Source organism: Bacillus cereus group sp. MYBK30-2, assembly GCF_051915945.1.
In the GTDB taxonomy this organism is placed as follows: domain Bacteria; phylum Bacillota; class Bacilli; order Bacillales; family Bacillaceae_G; genus Bacillus_A; species Bacillus_A paramycoides.
The window spans coordinates 18,018-33,293 of the sequence record NZ_JBQAFR010000002.1 but is presented as its reverse complement, the minus strand read 5'-3'; the positions used below and the strand labels follow the sequence as shown (position 1 = coordinate 33,293).

Here is a 15,276-nt window from a genome sequence, read left to right as displayed (position 1 = left end):
GAATCCGTTTTTCTTTTTCTTGCAAAAAGTACAATTCTTTCTTAATGTAAGAATGTAGAAGGATGAACAAGAGAGGGTTTAATGAAGATGATACATATTTTATTAGCTGATGATGACAAACATATTAGAGAGTTATTACATTACCATGTACAAAAAGAGGGGTTTAAAGTTTTTGAGGCTGAAGATGGAAAGGTAGCACAGTCCATATTAGAGGAAGAAAATATTCACCTTGCGATAGTGGATATTATGATGCCGTTTATTGATGGCTATACGTTATGCGAAGAAATTCGAAAGTATCATGATATACCTGTTATTTTATTAACTGCAAAAGATCAGTTAGTTGATAAAGAAAAAGGATTCATTTCTGGTACCGACGATTATATTGTAAAACCATTTGAGCCAGCTGAAGTAATTTTCCGTATGAAAGCTTTATTACGTCGTTATCAAATGCTTAGTGCCGATATTATTACGCTGCACGGAACGACAATTGATCGAAAAGGGTTTGAAGTGAAGTGTAACGGTCAGACGATTTTGCTTCCATTAAAGGAATTCGAATTATTATCGCAACTTGCTAGTTATCCTGGAAGAACATTTTCGAGAGAAGAATTAATTGAGTTAGTGTGGGGAATGGACTTTGAAGGGGATGAACGGACAGTTGACGTTCATGTGAAACGACTTAGAGATCGTTTCTCAAAACGAACAGATGATTTTCAAATTACAACAGTACGTGGACTCGGTTATAAGTTGGAGTTGAAATAAGATGAAATCACTGTATTCTAGATTTGTTTTTATGACAGTTGGCATTATGCTACTTAGTAGTATAATTGGCTTTTTATTAACGAATGTATATTATCAAGTGAAGTTAAAGCCTTATAATAGTGAAAAGATTTTAAAGTATGCTGAAGAAGTCAAATCATTATACGAAAAGCAAAGCGAAGAAAATAAAGAGGCATACTTACAATCTATTGCGAAGTTAGGATATGAAATTTATATTGTAGATGATCAAAAGAATGGAAAGCGTATCGGGAATGCGTTTCGTAAGATAACTATTAGTGATGATACAGTTCATAAAGTATTGCAAGGTGAAACGTTTAATGGCGTTTCCACATATCCAACCCGCTTGTTTATTACAGGGTTTTTCGATAATGAATTAATTAATAGTGTAGGTGTCCCATTAAAACATGGTGATAAACAGTATGCTTTATTCATTCGCCCTGACATTCAGCAACAATTTGGTGAAATGAGAATTTTTCTAGCGGTACTACTCGGTTTTATCGTTGTATTAAGTATCATTTTTATAGCGATTGCAGCAGGTTATATCGTTCGTCCAATTCGAACATTTACGAAAGCTACCAAAAAGATTGCAAGTGGTGAATATGATATCGAATTAGATGAAAATCGAAAAGATGAAATTGGTACGCTAGCAACTAATTTTCAAAAGATGACGAAAAGTATAAAAGAATTAGACCAAATGAGACAAGAGTTCGTTTCTAACGTTTCTCATGAATTCCAATCGCCACTTTCTTCGATACAAGGTTTTTCGAAAACATTACAGTCAGAAAGTATGAGTGAAGATGAAAGAAAACGTTATTTGAAAATTATTGAGGGCGAAAGTAAGCGAATGTCTAGTTTATGTAAACAGTTACTTACGCTAGCTTCTTTAGATAAAGAAGAGAAAGTTCTACAAATAAAAGAATTCCATCTACAGAAGCAAATTAAAGACGTCATTTTTATGCTTGAATGGAAGTGGCGTGAGAAAGATATAGCCGTTGAATTTGATGTGCCGGACATCGTCATAAAAGGTGATGAAAACTTACTTCATCAAGTATGGAGTAATATTTTTACGAATAGCATTAAGTTTTCAAACGATGGCGGTACGATTGAATTTGTTGTAGAAGAATTAGAGTCTAGCGTTATGATCTCTATATCAGATAACGGAATTGGTATGGAAAAAGAAGAGATGGACCGTATATTTGATCGTTTTTATAAAGTGGATACAGCAAGAACGAGAAATATAGAAGGTAGCGGTTTAGGATTGTCCATCGTACAGAAAATCGTCGAACTTCATAACGGAAACGTTTCGGTATATAGCACGAAAGGGGAAGGGACGACTGTTCAGGTTGAGCTTCCTAAATAAATGAAAAAGAAGAGGCTGTTTTTGGAACAGCCTCTTCTTTTTGTAGTTAATTTTTTTTTCGATTGGTCGATATATTTGAAAAATCACCGATGTATTTTCACTTACGTGTAAAGTGAAAAAAGTTGTTTGAAAAATGCGAGTCATTCTATTCCATAATTGAGCCAGTTTGTGGGGAAAAGACTAGCAGGAAGATTATTTAAAAATGTAGAATCTCTACAGAGTTATAAGGATTTTTTTGAAACTTTAACTTTTTAGGGAGGAGATTACTTTGAAGCGAATTGACTTGTTGTTAAACGTGCTAGATTCAACATTCGATAAAGAGAGTTGGTATGCACCGTTTAAACATGCTATAGAAGGACTTACAGCCGAACAGGCTATCTGGAAACCATCTGGAGAGGGAACGAAAACCATTTGGGAGAACGTTAATCATCTCATTTATTACAAAGAGAGACTTGCTGCAAACTTGGAAGGCCGTGAATGGACACATAATCTCGACGGTGATGAAACCTTTTATCTTACCGAACAATCCAATGATGATAAGGAATGGAAGGAAGTCGTTGAACGTTCTGAAAGTGCTCAACGTAATTTAAGACAGGTATTAAGTGTAATTTCCGAAAGAGAGCTTGAGCAAAATTCACTTGAGGGGAAATTACTGGACATCATGCTTCATGATGCTTATCATACAGGCCAAATTATTCAATTAAGGAAAATGCAGGGGTATTGGCCATCAAATCGTTAACTGAACGTTTTAGTTATTCCATTAAAGGGCGCTATTGTTGAATAAAACTTAGATTTTTAAACGACTTTATTGTTATATTTTTAGTGAAGTATCTTACATCCAAAATTAAATAACTATATTTTTAACCCCGTCCCAAATTTAGAACGGGGTTATGCTTGTTTGAGCTTTTAAAATAAAATAATTTTACTATCTCTACACATTACGGATTAGATAATATTGTCTTTCCGCTATAAAGCCGCACCTTTCCCGTGTTCTTCCTTAAACCGAACCCCAAAAGTATCCGCTGTAATTTCATTAGCTTTCGGTAATGAACGTAATTTCGGATGAAGTAGCCATACTATAGAAATAAATAAAATGCCGATGCTAGCGAGCGCGAAAATGAGTTGGCTACTAAATACATTTGCAGTATATCCACCAATTAAAGAACCAAACGGCATAGCAATTGTGCCCATACTTCGCATGACTGAATTGATGCGTCCAATATATTGATTTGGAATTACAATTTGACTAATTGTCGCAAATAATATGTTGGTGGCACCAATTGGAATCCAAGCTAGGCCGAATAAGAAAATAGATAGCCATTGAAACGGTACAAGCGTAGAGAGAAACCAAAGGACAGCGCCAGTCGCAAAGCTAATAATGGAGACACGGCCAACATTACGTTTGCCAACCCATGAACTGAATAATGCACCGATGAGACTTCCTGCTGATATAGCAGCTAAGAAGAAGCCATATGATTTCACGCCTCCTAAAGAATCAGCGAAAGAAGGAAGTATTGCCATCGTCATACCAATTGAAAAATTAGCGACAACTGAACCGATTAAGAATACGCCCATTAATGAACGAAAGACGATCGAAAAACCTTCTTTTAAATCAGAGAAATATTGTTTAACCGAAAATGATGTATTATCTTCAGAAGGGAAACCTGTATTGGTGTCTGTTTGTTTCGGTATTTTTAATGAAATAAACAAAATGGCAGTAATCGCGAATGTAAAGGAGTCGATCACATATAAAGTGATTGCGCCAAGTAGTGCTACTAATATTCCAGAAAGAGTCGTGCAAATTAAATCAATGCCTTGATACGCAAATGAGAAGAGTGAATTTCCTTTTAATAATTGTGTTTTATTCAGTAGAAGTGGTAAAGCTTTTGATTGTGCGGGATAGGCGAATTGTTCGATAAAGGCTACGATTGGCATAATGATGAGTAGTAGTTGGACTGTTAGTAGGTCGAAGTAGTGTGTAATAGGAATAATCAAAATAAGAATGCATTGCAGAACTTGTGTGATTACGAGGGTGTTTTTAATCGACCATCTATCAACGAATGGACCAGTAAGAAATTGAAGTGCAGAAGGTAATAACGTAAGAAAACCTGCTAATCCAGAATAAAAAGGATTACCACTCAGCTTATATACGAGCCACATCGCTGCTACATAATACAAACTATCTCCGATGTTTGTAAAAATTCTCCCTAAAAATAATAAGAGGAAATTCCGGTTTTTTAATACGTCCACTTTATCTACTCCTTTATAATAAATTTATTCGGTAAAATAAAATTGACCGTTTATGTAAAAAAAATCGTATTACGATTTTTCTTCTTTTTTAACAAATCGCTGCATTGCTCGTTCGTCGATTTGTAGTGCAGTAGTAGAAATGTAATAAGATTTACTATTTGGATCTTTATCCGCGTCTTTTGCGATCTCGTTTAATTCAGCCATCAATTCATAAAACTTTTTCACCCACACTTGAAATTGTTCTGGCGTGGCATCAAACTCCCAGCAGGATGAAACGTAATTCCACTCAGCTGGGTCTTCACTTACTTTTCGTAATGTAAAAGCTTCTTCTGGTGCAGCGAGAATATGGCTTTTCGTTCTTTCCGTCATTTGTAAAAAGATTTGGCGACCTGATTCGCTTAATATTTCTAAATGAGGTAATAGGTCCGCGGCAGGGGTGAAGCCTCTAGCGACAGATTGATAAAACTTTTGAACGATGCCATTCTTTTCTTCTGTATAAACAATCTCTATAAAACCATTCTTTTCTAATTCTTTTAAATGATAATGAATTTTCGCCCTTGGAATGCCGAATTTCTCAGATAGTAGTTGTCCTGTATAAGGACGTTCGCATAGACGCATCATCATTTCGACACGTAGTGGATCGCTGATTGCTTTTAGTTGGCTATAAGTAGTTAGTGTTAACATGGGCTTCAAAATGATCAACTCCTCAAATTAAATTACTCGGTCAATATTATTTGACTGAATTGTATCAAGGATTCTATTTGTTTTCAATACTTTCTGAAAATTTAATTTTCACTCTGTAATCTTCTGTTCATATTCCGTTCATATTTCTTTTTTATTATAAGTGCATAGAAAGAAAGAGGAAGGAGCGAGCGAAATGTTTTTAGCTCTGCGTGAATTAAAACAATCAAAATTAAGATACGGATTAATCGGACTTATTATGGTGTTATTATCATTTTTAGTCCTTGTAATTTCAGGATTAGCAAATGGGTTGTCGTATGATAATGCATCGTCAATTCAAAATATGGATGCGAATAAGTTTGTATTAGCAGATGATGCGGAAAATAAATTACTTCGTTCACAAATTAAGAAAGAAGATGTAGATAACGTAGTAAATCAAGCAGGCGAGAAAGAGGCAGTTCCGTTTCGCGTGAAAGTTTCAACTTATGAAAAGAAAGATAGCTCGAAAAAAGTTGATGTCGCTATTTTCTCAAGTGAACGTGATTCATTTTTAGAACCGAAAATTGTAAAAGGTGAGAAATTAGGTACAGCAAATAACGAAATGGTTGCTGACGAATCAATTAAAGAAAAAGGAGTCGATATTGGGGATACAATTATCGATCCTGTTTCAAAGAAAGAATTTAAAATCGTTGGATTTACGAAAGATCAAATGTTTAGCCATACACCGGTCGTTTATGTAAATGAAAATGTATGGGGTGATATTTCACAACCAAACCAAAAAGATTATAGTGCAATTGCGCTTAATACAGATAAAGAAATTAAAAATGCACATGTTATCGACAAAAAAGAAGTATTACAAAGCATTCCAGGATTTAAAGAAGAGCAAGGAACATTAACGATGATCATTGCATTCTTACTTGTTATCGCTGCGTTACTAATCGGTGTATTCTTCTACGTAATTACACTACAAAAAACACAGCAATTAGGTGTATTAAAAGCAATCGGTACGAAAAATTCTTATTTAGCAAATAGCTTAGTCGTGCAGGCGTTATTCTTATCAGTTGTTGCGATGGTAATCAGTATTGTTCTTGTGCAAGGATTGGAACAAATCTTACCAGCGAGTATGCCGTTCTTATTAACAACACCGATGATTGCACAATATGCAGCAATCTTTATCGTAATTAGTATTTTAGGAACACTTATTTCGTTATACCAAGTATTAAAAGTTGATGCATTAGAAGCAATTGGAGGCGGGATGTAATGACTTCATTATTAAAATTAGACAAAGTAAGTAAAGTGTACGGAGAAGGGAATACTGAAGTAACGGCCCTTCATCCGATGTCGCTTGATGTGAAAGCTGGAGAGTTTATCGGAATTGTTGGTCCTTCTGGATCAGGAAAAAGTACATTATTATCAATCGCGGGTGCATTATTATCACCGTCAAATGGGGATATTTACATTCGTGAGCAAAATATTACGAAGTTATCAGAAAAGGAAATGACAGACATTCGTTTGAAAAAAATCGGCTTCATTTTCCAGTTCGCAAATCTTGTTCCATATTTAAATGTAAAAGAACAACTGCTTTACATTGCAAAGCTAAAAAAAGAAAACAAAAAAGAATCTGAAAAACGTGCGGATCACTTACTAGCGGCATTTGGATTAGGGGAAAGAAAAAATCATTATCCAAATCAACTATCTGGTGGGGAAAAACAAAGGGTAGCAATCGCTCGTGCTTTCATGAACAACCCAGATTTAATATTAGCTGATGAACCAACTGCAAGCTTAGACTCAAAGCGCGCACGTGAAGTCGTTGAAATGATGAAACGTGAAGTGAAAGAAAGCCAAAAAGCAGCAATTATGATTACACATGATGAAAGAATGCTTGATGTATGTGATCGTATATTGACACTTAGAGATGGACAGTTAATATAAAAAGTTAATATAAAGAAAAAATGACAACCGTATATATATGTGCGGTTGTCATTTTCATAGATTATTTTAAAATAGTTATAATTGCTTTATTTTGAGAAAAACATTTTAATTTTATTGCGTGTTAATAATAAAAGTCCACCAATGATGGATAACATTCCTAGTGGCACGTTACTTGATTGTTCACTACCAGCTTTAGGAAGTTCTCTAGTGTTATTGTTTGCATTTGTAGTACCAGTATTTGTCTCTGTTTGTTTCGATTGTGATACTTCATTAATTTTGTTATCTACATTTTGCTTCGTTGTATGTAACTCAGCTAATTTGTCGTCAATTTTTTTCTCAGTATGTTTAAAATCGTTTATTTTGATATCTAAGTCTTGTTTTTTCTTTGTTAAATCATCTGAAACAGTTTGTTTTGATTGTTTAATTTCGTTCAATTTATTTATTAAGTTCTGTCTAGCCTCTTGTAACTCAGCTAGTTTATTTTTTACATCTTGTTTAGCTAGTTCTAAGTTAGATGAAAGACTATCTAAATTTTGTTTAATTTTCTTAAGTTCCTCTAACGTGTTACCAGTATTCGGTTTATTTTCTTTTAGCTCAGCAAGTTTCTCCTCAGCAGTTTGTTTCGCTTTCTTTAACTCAGCTAATTTTTCATCTACCTGTTTTTTTACTTCCTTAAGTTCATTAACCTTCTGATCGATGTTCTCTTTATGCTGCTTAATTTCATTCACTTTTTCATCGACTGTTTGTTTATGATCTTTAAGTTCATTAACCTTGTCATCGATATTTTGCTTATGCTCTTTAATTTCAGCAACTTTGTCATCTACTTGTTTTTTATGCTCTTTAATTTCAGCGATTTTCTCATCGGCGATTTGTTTGTCTTGCTGAAGTTTTGCATCTAACTCTTGTTTATGTTGTTTAATTTCGCCGATTTTTTCATCAGCAACTTGTTTATGCTGCTTAATTTCGTTTACTTTTTCATCAGCATTTTTCTTAACTTGGTTAAGTTCATTTAACGTTTGATCCACATTTTCTTTGTGTTGCTGAAGTTTTGCATCTAATTCTTGTCTATGTTGCTTAATTTCAGCTAATCGATCTCCAGTACTTTGCTGAGCAGTAGTATCATTTACTTCCGCATGAGCTGAGTTAGAGCCAGCAATCATTGCTAAAGCTAGTGTAGACGCAGCAATCGTTTGTTTTGTTTTCATATTTTTGTACCTCTTTTCTTTCATATGCGTGAGCTTTTTTGTGTAGACTTGAGCATATAGAAGTAGATTATTTTATCATTATATACCATGTGTGTCGCCAAGAGGAAGTATTTGCATAATAATCTATGATTATGAAATTTTTATAATCTCTTATTTGGGGGTAGGGGACAAATCTTCAGCAAGATGAATAATTTCTTCTATAGTAGAGTTTACATCCTTACAATTGCGAATAACAAACAAATAATCAGCCTCATTTTCTACAGGATCTACTACATCCTCGTGCAGTGATTCGTCCTGTTGCCGAACGAGTACTTCCTCAAAACTGGAATAGTTACCTCTAAATATATTTGTACTTCGCTGACTACGTGCCACTCTTTCATAAAGTACATCATCTGGAATGTCAAAATGAACTAATATGCGTACATATTCCTCTTTCTTAAACAATTCATTCAGCAAATACATTCGTCCGTTTCGGCTTCTATTTGAGTTGCAAATAATAAGATGTAAATTTGTATATTCTTTTGCATAATCAACAATGAATTTTGAAAGACCATGCTTTAGTGTATTCGGTCCTTCTGTTGGCTGTAATTTTTCATAATATGTGTTAATAAATTCAGCGTGGTTATCTTGATCCATAACGAAAGAGTTTGGTAACTCTTTTTCTAGCGTCCTTGCAAATGTAGTTTTCCCGCTGTGTGTTTTTCCTACTGTAATAATGACTAATCTTTTCATAATGGCCTCCATTTATATTGTTATAAACAGGAATATTCTGTGTAGGATGAAATCTTCCTGCTAGAGAATATGCAAATTGTTGGAGTGGTGGCGGGCTGAAAACTTGACAAAAAAACTTATTTATGCTATAATTTACCAATATAGAAATAAGGTGTATAATAGGGTTCTCCTGGCCAGGGGAACCCTATTTTTGTTGTGAAAATGAAGGAGTGTATGTGCGTGAAAAAAGGTGAAGCAAGTATAACGTCGTTAGTATCAGCTTTCGGAAGGGCGTATCATAGTGAATCTGATACCCCTAAAATTTTTGATGATTATGTAGCTAAAGATTTAATTTCAAAAAAAGAACGTAATGATATTGAAATGAACATGGTTCAAGGGATACATTTTTTCAATAAAGACATTGCAGAGCGGTTTCAAGACAATCCGAAAGAAATATTAAAATGGATTACACAAGTTCAGTTGTCACCAACACCTTTGGCACGTGCGGCATATTGTGAAAGAGTATTGTTACATGAAGTTACACTAGGAGCAAAACAATACGTCATACTTGGTGCAGGTCTGGACACGTTCAGTTTCAGACACCGAGAATTAGAAAACAGTATTGAAATATTTGAAGTGGATCATCCTTCTACGCAGGAGTTTAAGAAGCAAAGAGTGAAAGAAGCAGAACTTGAAGTTCCAAATAATCTTCATTTTGTTTCGATGGATTTCACTAAGGGTTTCTCTAAGCAAGAATTAGTAAATGAAGGATTTGAAAATAAGAAGACTTTCTTTAGTCTTTTAGGTGTTACTTATTACTTAACGAAAGAGGAACTTTCTAGTTTAATAGACTGTTTATTTGCGATGGTTCCAGCAGGGAGTTCTATCGTTTTCGATTACCCTGATGAAAACTTATTTACGGAAAAAGGGTTGTCCAATCGAGTTGAAAACATGGTGAAAATGGCTGAAGTAGGCGGAGAACCGATGAAATCATGTTTTTCTTATGCGGAAATGGAAGCACTGTTAGAGAAATCGGGCTTACTCATTTATGAGCACTTATCACCAGAGGACATTAATAAATTATATTTTGAAGGACGAAACGATTATTTAGAAGCTTTTGAGACGGTGCATTATGTTCATGCGGTGAAGAGGTAGAAAACTAAGTAGGCATGGGGAGAAATCTCTATGTCTATTTTTTATCTATTGTTTGGATAAAGAGAGGGTTTGCTTGAAAATAGTAATACCGCTACTGTAATTCTCTACATTTTTAATCAGGAAAGATGACTTCATCATTTTTCCATGTAATAATAGTATGGTTACATTTACTGTGAAAGAGTATAAAAGGAGCGTTATTGATGAATTTAGCTAAATTTCCGAGAAAAAAATATACAGAATCATATACACCAATTGAAAAGTTAAACAATTTTTCTGAAGCACTTGGTGGACCTACTATTTATTTTAAACGAGATGATTTACTTGGTTTAACAGCTGGCGGTAATAAGACGAGAAAGTTAGAGTTTCTAGTTGCGGATGCGCAGGAAAAAGGTGCAGATACGTTAATTACAGCTGGTGGTATTCAGTCAAACCATTGCCGTCTAACACTTGCAGCTGCGGTAAAAGAAAAAATGAAATGTATCCTTGTATTAGAAGAAGGGCTTGAGCCAGAAGAAAAGCCTGACTTTAACGGAAACTATTTCTTATATCACTTATTAGGTGCTGAAAACGTAATTGTTGTACCGAACGGAACAGACCTTATGGAAGAAATGCATAAAGTCGCGAAAGAAGTAAGTGAAAAAGGGAATACACCGTACGTAATTCCAGTTGGTGGATCAAATCCTACTGGCGCAATGGGGTACATTGCTTGTGCGCAAGAAATTATGGCGCAATCATTTGAGCAAGGAATTGATTTCAGTTCAGTTGTTTGTGTAAGTGGTAGCGCTGGTATGCATGCAGGTTTAATTACTGGTTTTTCTGGAACACAAAGTAAAATCCCGGTAATCGGAATAAATGTAAGTAGAGGAAAAGCGGAACAAGAAGAGAAAGTAGCAAAACTTGTAGATGAAACTTCAGCTCACGTTGGTATTCCAAACTTTATTCCTCGCGAAGCAGTTACATGCTTTGATGAATATGTAGGACCAGGTTACGCTTTACCAACACCGGAAATGGTGGAAGCAGTTCAGTTACTTGCGAAAACAGAAGGTATTTTACTTGATCCAGTGTATACAGGTAAAGCAGTAGCAGGATTAATCGACTTAATTAGAAAAGGTAAATTTAATAAAGAAGACAACATTTTATTCGTGCATTCAGGTGGTTCACCAGCTTTATATGCGAATACGTCTCTATTTGCGTAAGTGTAAAAAAGCATTGGGTATCCAATGTTTTTTGTTATATACTGGAATTGAAAGGGGGGTGAGAGGAGGATTATATGAGTTCAAATTTAAAATAGATCGTATATACGATACTCATATATCATAATCAATTACCTCAAAATATTGTTGGATGGATCTTAGTATGTATAAAGTTCGTTCTGCTTGCTACTATTTTGTTTGGTATTCAGTATTCTATTACTATATTAGCATGAAATAAATCCAATGAAATTCAATAAGTTATAGATGTTAGTTTGAATTAAAGTTTGATCAAAGTATTGCTGCAAATATTGATTTTATAAATAGAAGAAACCCACACACTTTGAAAAAGTTTGATCAAAATGTGTGGGTTTTAATTTTGGATTCCTTAAGTTTTTATAAAAAAGATTGATCATTTTATGTGGCCTACTTAAATAAATACAGTTTTCAGTTTAACTATATTCCTTCATGATATAGCATATAAATTTCAATTTTTAAAAGAAACATTTTGTTCAATCACCTAACAGAACAAGATAAAAAGCCTAACTCATATTAGTAATTTTTCCTGTTTCTGTTGATAAATATAAAAATACTGCCTAGCACACTTAATGAAAGTACAAAATATAACAATAAATCAGGTAGAAATTCTGAAGGAACAATATCTATCGATTGAAAAATAATAATAGCAATGATACCTAAATATAGGATGTTGTACAACACATTATTGGTTTTATATTGAATTTCTCTCCCTCTCAATATTAACTTTAAATATTCTTATAAAATAATTATTTCATGTTTGTGAATCGAACATACAGAATATGTAATATTGCTTATCGAATTGTAGAATGCGAAGAGGTGAAAATGATAATTGAATAAAGAAAGGGCTCGTACTATTACGTAAGAGCTCCATAAACAGAGAAAAAGTCGTATGTGAAACTACATTAGAATCACACTAATAATTTAATGTGAGGATATATAATTATATATACAATAGAAATGGATAAAAATGCTATTTGAATGTAAAAAGCCCTAGAGGGACTAGGACTTTTTGACAGAATGAATATGATTCTTAAAAGGGCTTATTAAAGATAACATATGGATGTTTCATAAATGTAACGAAAAAGTGAACAAAATCACTATTTAATAATTGCTTATATATTGAAAGGTTACTCGGCTATATGAAATATAGTTTCATCAGGTTTAGAAAATCCATATAATTTCCTTGCGAACTTTAAAATACCTTCTTCACTTCCTGTTAAGGTCTTAATATCATTTTCAAAAAAATGTCCAACATTCTTTAAATAAGATAATTTTTGTTTTTCATTATTAAGTATAATTTGTTTTCCTTTAATCATTTGTTCTTGCTTATAAATGGAGATTTGAATGGAAATAACCATAGGTAGCATAAAAGCTAGCGCTAATAAAAGACGACGTCGTAGCTTTTTATTCGTTTGTAGGTACTTATCAGGATTCATTTGTTTTTTAGGGATAGATTGTTGTTGTGGTAAATTTGGGATGCTACCCATTTTGATGCCTCCATTACTAATTATAGAATTTAAATTGCTTAAAAGTATTATATATGCTAAATAGGTAATTTTGAACCTATTTAGGTAAAGAGAGGCTTTATGAAGTTTAAATAAAATCCTTATTTTAATTGACTCAGCCCCTTGAAGGGCGCTCCAAGGGGCTAAGATTCGATAATTTTTAAACTCTTGCTTAATTACATGAGAGCTCCCTTAGGAGTATCTATGACATTTTGATACTTAACTGATTATTTTAACAACTATATATTAAAATTAAAATGTTAATAAAAGAAACCCCGATTGTCTGCGGGGCTTCTAAGGGTAATCGTCAAGTAATGACGTACTCGACTAATTAACCATATCATGAATTTTTTGGTAAAAATACTGGTAAATGTGTCCAAATGGATAAGGTCATCGTTTTGAACAATAACGCTTTTGTGAACTACTCGCCACTTAGCAAAGCTTGAAGTGGGAGCTTCTCAGTTCCACGACGAAAGTAACCCTTCGTCTCCCTGAGCGTTACTTTCGTACGGTTGATATTTTACATAGGAACCAAATGGCTTGGTCCTCGCACTCTATTTTCTTCCTGTAACCTCCTATATCAAGTTATCAAGGAACTTCATATAGCTAGTTTATCAAAAGTTTTTGGCTATGCTAAACCGAAATTCATCTCCCACCTACCGTTGGGCTATCGCCCTTCACACGCTTGAGGAAGGAGAATTCTTTCGATAAATTCGTTAAAATGTTATGTTGAGCAAATGGAATTGCTAAAAAGAGAATATCTATTTAAAGAGTTTGGCAAAATACTGCAAGGATAAAGTATTTTTGTACAGATACGCAAACGATCTAAACTAATCGATGAAGTTTATAATGGAGGAGCAAACAAATATATGAGTGAAACATTACATAAAAGAAAACCACCATATTTAATGCTTGTAATTCTTTTTATTGGGGCATTTGTTTCATTTCTAAATAACTCGCTTTTAAATGTAGCCTTGCCATCAATTATGAAAGATTTAAACATTAAAGATTATTCAACGATCCAGTGGCTTTCTACAGGCTATATGCTTGTTAGTGGTATATTAATTCCGGCATCAGCATTTTTAATAACCCGCTTCTCAAATAGGAGCTTATTTATTACATCCATGGTGATTTTTATTCTAGGTACTGCCTTAGCGGCTTTAGCGCCGAACTTTGGTTTATTACTTACCGGCCGGATGGTTCAAGCAGCAGGTTCTTCGGTCATGGGGCCTTTGTTAATGAATATTATGCTAGTAAGTTTCCCGAGAGAAAAACGGGGAACAGCAATGGGGATTTTTGGATTAGTTATGATTACAGCTCCAGCAATTGGACCGACACTATCAGGTTATATTGTAGAATATTATGACTGGCGTTTGCTTTTTGAAATGATTTTACCGTTAGCGATCATTAGCTTACTGTTAGGGATTTGGAAATCTGAGAATGTCATGAAACAAAACAAAAATGCAAAACTTGATTATCTCTCAGTACTATTATCTTCTATCGGTTTTGGCGGTTTGCTATATGGATTCAGTTCTGCAAGCTCAAATGGTTGGACGGATAAAATTGTCTTAACAACCTTAATCATAGGCGCTATTACCCTAATTGCCTTCATTATCCGTCAATTAAAAATGAATGAGCCTTTATTAAATCTACGTGTTTACAAGTACCCAATGTTTGCACTTGCGTCTGTAATTGCAATTGTCAACGCGGTGGCCATGTTTTCGGGTATGATTCTAACACCAGCTTATGTACAAAACATCCGCGGTATTTCACCGCTGAACTCTGGGCTAATGATGCTTCCGGGTGCGATAATAATGGGAGTTATGTCACCAATTACAGGTAAACTATTTGATAAATATGGCCCCAGGATTCTTGGTATAGTAGGACTTAGCATTACAGCAGTTTCAACTTACATGTTGGCAAACCTGCAACTCGGCTCTAGTCACACACATATTATTCTTGTTTACACTTTGCGTATGTTTGGGATGGCAATGGTGATGATGCCACTTATGACAAATGGCCTTAATCAATTGCCAACTCGCTTAAATCCGCACGGTACAGCTATTAATAATACTGCTCAACAAGTGTCCGGTTCGATTGGTACGGCTATTCTTGTTACGATTATGAATTCTGTAACAAAAACAAAAGCTGAAAGTTTAATGTCTGATGTAGATCCAACAACCTTTACAGCAGCCACAAAGGCATTACTAACTCAGAAAGCTTTATTAGCTGGAATTCAATATTCATTCTATGTAGCGCTTGGCATGAATGTTGTTGCACTACTATTAGTTTTTTTCGTTAAACGTGTAGATACAAGCGCGGAAGCTGTCGAGAAGTTAAATCGGTAGAGCAAAACAAAACTCTAGATAATGATTCCTACAAGTTCTTTTTGTTGATTAGTTAAACATGGATATTTTAGCCTAATACATCTTCTTGAGTTGGCCTATTCGGATTTTGATGTGATCTGAATA

14 protein-coding genes are annotated in these 15,276 nt (G+C 34.3%); 8 read left to right on the top strand and 6 right to left on the bottom strand.

The window, feature by feature from the left end:
* Window positions 1–81: 81 nt before the first annotated feature.
* From ACTFQM_RS11700 to ACTFQM_RS11690, 3 genes are all read left to right on the top strand, one after another.
* Entirely contained in the window at window positions 82–759 is a 678-nt protein-coding gene (locus ACTFQM_RS11700; RefSeq protein ID WP_440034438.1) for a response regulator transcription factor, read from the top strand.
* 1 nt (window position 760) lies between these two features.
* Window positions 761–2,137 carry a sensor histidine kinase gene (locus ACTFQM_RS11695; RefSeq protein ID WP_440034437.1) on the top strand — a complete coding sequence of 459 codons (1,377 nt, stop codon included), beginning with the start codon at window positions 761–763 and terminating at the stop codon, window positions 2,135–2,137.
* Between the two features lie 268 nt (window positions 2,138–2,405).
* Window positions 2,406–2,876 (top strand): DinB family protein, encoded by a 471-nt coding sequence (locus tag ACTFQM_RS11690; protein WP_440034436.1) that lies wholly within the window; start codon window positions 2,406–2,408, stop codon window positions 2,874–2,876.
* Between the two features lie 227 nt (window positions 2,877–3,103).
* Here the strand turns inward: ACTFQM_RS11690 and ACTFQM_RS11685 are convergent, their stop codons facing one another.
* Window positions 3,104–4,387 carry an MFS transporter gene (locus tag ACTFQM_RS11685; protein WP_440034435.1) on the bottom strand — a complete coding sequence of 428 codons (1,284 nt, stop codon included), beginning with the start codon at window positions 4,385–4,387 and terminating at the stop codon, window positions 3,104–3,106.
* A gap of 69 nt (window positions 4,388–4,456) precedes the next feature.
* The gene (locus tag ACTFQM_RS11680; protein ID WP_002172626.1) at window positions 4,457–5,080 is read right to left on the bottom strand and encodes an ArsR/SmtB family transcription factor; all 624 of its coding nucleotides are present in this window, start codon (window positions 5,078–5,080) and stop codon (window positions 4,457–4,459) included.
* Between the two features lie 184 nt (window positions 5,081–5,264).
* Between ACTFQM_RS11680 and ACTFQM_RS11675 the strand changes: the two genes are divergently transcribed.
* Both ACTFQM_RS11675 and ACTFQM_RS11670 read left to right on the top strand, forming a co-directional pair.
* On the top strand, window positions 5,265–6,329 hold the full coding sequence (locus ACTFQM_RS11675; protein WP_440034434.1) for an ABC transporter permease: 1,065 nt from the start codon (window positions 5,265–5,267) through the stop codon (window positions 6,327–6,329).
* The gene (locus ACTFQM_RS11670) at window positions 6,329–7,000 is read left to right on the top strand and encodes an ABC transporter ATP-binding protein (RefSeq protein ID WP_440034433.1); all 672 of its coding nucleotides are present in this window, start codon (window positions 6,329–6,331) and stop codon (window positions 6,998–7,000) included. The genes ACTFQM_RS11675 and ACTFQM_RS11670 overlap by 1 nt, the downstream gene beginning before the upstream one ends.
* Window positions 7,001–7,086: 86 nt before the next feature.
* Here ACTFQM_RS11670 and ACTFQM_RS11665 read toward each other — a convergent pair whose 3' ends face one another.
* Window positions 7,087–8,205, bottom strand: coding sequence for an LPXTG cell wall anchor domain-containing protein (locus ACTFQM_RS11665; protein WP_440034432.1), 1,119 nt, complete (start codon window positions 8,203–8,205; stop codon window positions 7,087–7,089).
* A 150-nt stretch (window positions 8,206–8,355) separates the two neighbouring features.
* On the bottom strand, window positions 8,356–8,937 hold the full coding sequence (locus ACTFQM_RS11660; protein ID WP_440034431.1) for an ATP-binding protein: 582 nt from the start codon (window positions 8,935–8,937) through the stop codon (window positions 8,356–8,358).
* 213 nt (window positions 8,938–9,150) lie between these two features.
* Here ACTFQM_RS11660 and ACTFQM_RS11655 point away from each other — a divergent pair, with 213 nt between their 5' ends.
* Both ACTFQM_RS11655 and ACTFQM_RS11650 read left to right on the top strand, forming a co-directional pair.
* Entirely contained in the window at window positions 9,151–10,071 is a 921-nt protein-coding gene (locus ACTFQM_RS11655) for a class I SAM-dependent methyltransferase (protein WP_440035751.1), read from the top strand.
* A gap of 200 nt (window positions 10,072–10,271) precedes the next feature.
* The gene (locus ACTFQM_RS11650) at window positions 10,272–11,267 is read left to right on the top strand and encodes a D-cysteine desulfhydrase (protein WP_400528987.1); all 996 of its coding nucleotides are present in this window, start codon (window positions 10,272–10,274) and stop codon (window positions 11,265–11,267) included.
* Window positions 11,268–11,813: 546 nt separating this feature from the next.
* Here ACTFQM_RS11650 and ACTFQM_RS11645 read toward each other — a convergent pair.
* Complete coding sequence (locus ACTFQM_RS11645) at window positions 11,814–12,020, bottom strand: hypothetical protein (RefSeq protein ID WP_400530002.1); 207 nt, start codon at window positions 12,018–12,020, stop codon at window positions 11,814–11,816.
* A 407-nt stretch (window positions 12,021–12,427) separates the two neighbouring features.
* The gene (locus ACTFQM_RS11640) at window positions 12,428–12,787 is read right to left on the bottom strand and encodes a septum formation initiator family protein (RefSeq protein WP_440034430.1); all 360 of its coding nucleotides are present in this window, start codon (window positions 12,785–12,787) and stop codon (window positions 12,428–12,430) included.
* An 887-nt stretch (window positions 12,788–13,674) separates the two neighbouring features.
* Between ACTFQM_RS11640 and ACTFQM_RS11635 the strand changes: the two genes are divergently transcribed.
* On the top strand, window positions 13,675–15,153 hold the full coding sequence (locus ACTFQM_RS11635) for a DHA2 family efflux MFS transporter permease subunit (RefSeq protein ID WP_440034429.1): 1,479 nt from the start codon (window positions 13,675–13,677) through the stop codon (window positions 15,151–15,153).
* The last annotated feature ends 123 nt before the right edge of the window (window positions 15,154–15,276 follow it).

What these genes read in the sequence shown, in the direction of transcription:
- ACTFQM_RS11700 (WP_440034438.1), top strand. Translation starts at nt 82, where the DNA reads ATGAAGATGATACATATTTTATTAGCTGATGATGACAAACATATTAGA.
- ACTFQM_RS11695 (WP_440034437.1), top strand. Translation starts at nt 761, where the DNA reads ATGAAATCACTGTATTCTAGATTTGTTTTTATGACAGTTGGCATTATG.
- ACTFQM_RS11675 (WP_440034434.1), top strand. Translation starts at nt 5,265, where the DNA reads ATGTTTTTAGCTCTGCGTGAATTAAAACAATCAAAATTAAGATACGGA.
- ACTFQM_RS11670 (WP_440034433.1), top strand. Translation starts at nt 6,329, where the DNA reads ATGACTTCATTATTAAAATTAGACAAAGTAAGTAAAGTGTACGGAGAA.
- ACTFQM_RS11665 (WP_440034432.1), bottom strand. Translation starts at nt 8,205, where the DNA reads ATGAAAACAAAACAAACGATTGCTGCGTCTACACTAGCTTTAGCAATG.
- ACTFQM_RS11660 (WP_440034431.1), bottom strand. Translation starts at nt 8,937, where the DNA reads ATGAAAAGATTAGTCATTATTACAGTAGGAAAAACACACAGCGGGAAA.
- ACTFQM_RS11655 (WP_440035751.1), top strand. Translation starts at nt 9,151, where the DNA reads ATGTGCGTGAAAAAAGGTGAAGCAAGTATAACGTCGTTAGTATCAGCT.
- ACTFQM_RS11650 (WP_400528987.1), top strand. Translation starts at nt 10,272, where the DNA reads ATGAATTTAGCTAAATTTCCGAGAAAAAAATATACAGAATCATATACA.
- ACTFQM_RS11640 (WP_440034430.1), bottom strand. Translation starts at nt 12,787, where the DNA reads ATGGGTAGCATCCCAAATTTACCACAACAACAATCTATCCCTAAAAAA.
- ACTFQM_RS11635 (WP_440034429.1), top strand. Translation starts at nt 13,675, where the DNA reads ATGAGTGAAACATTACATAAAAGAAAACCACCATATTTAATGCTTGTA.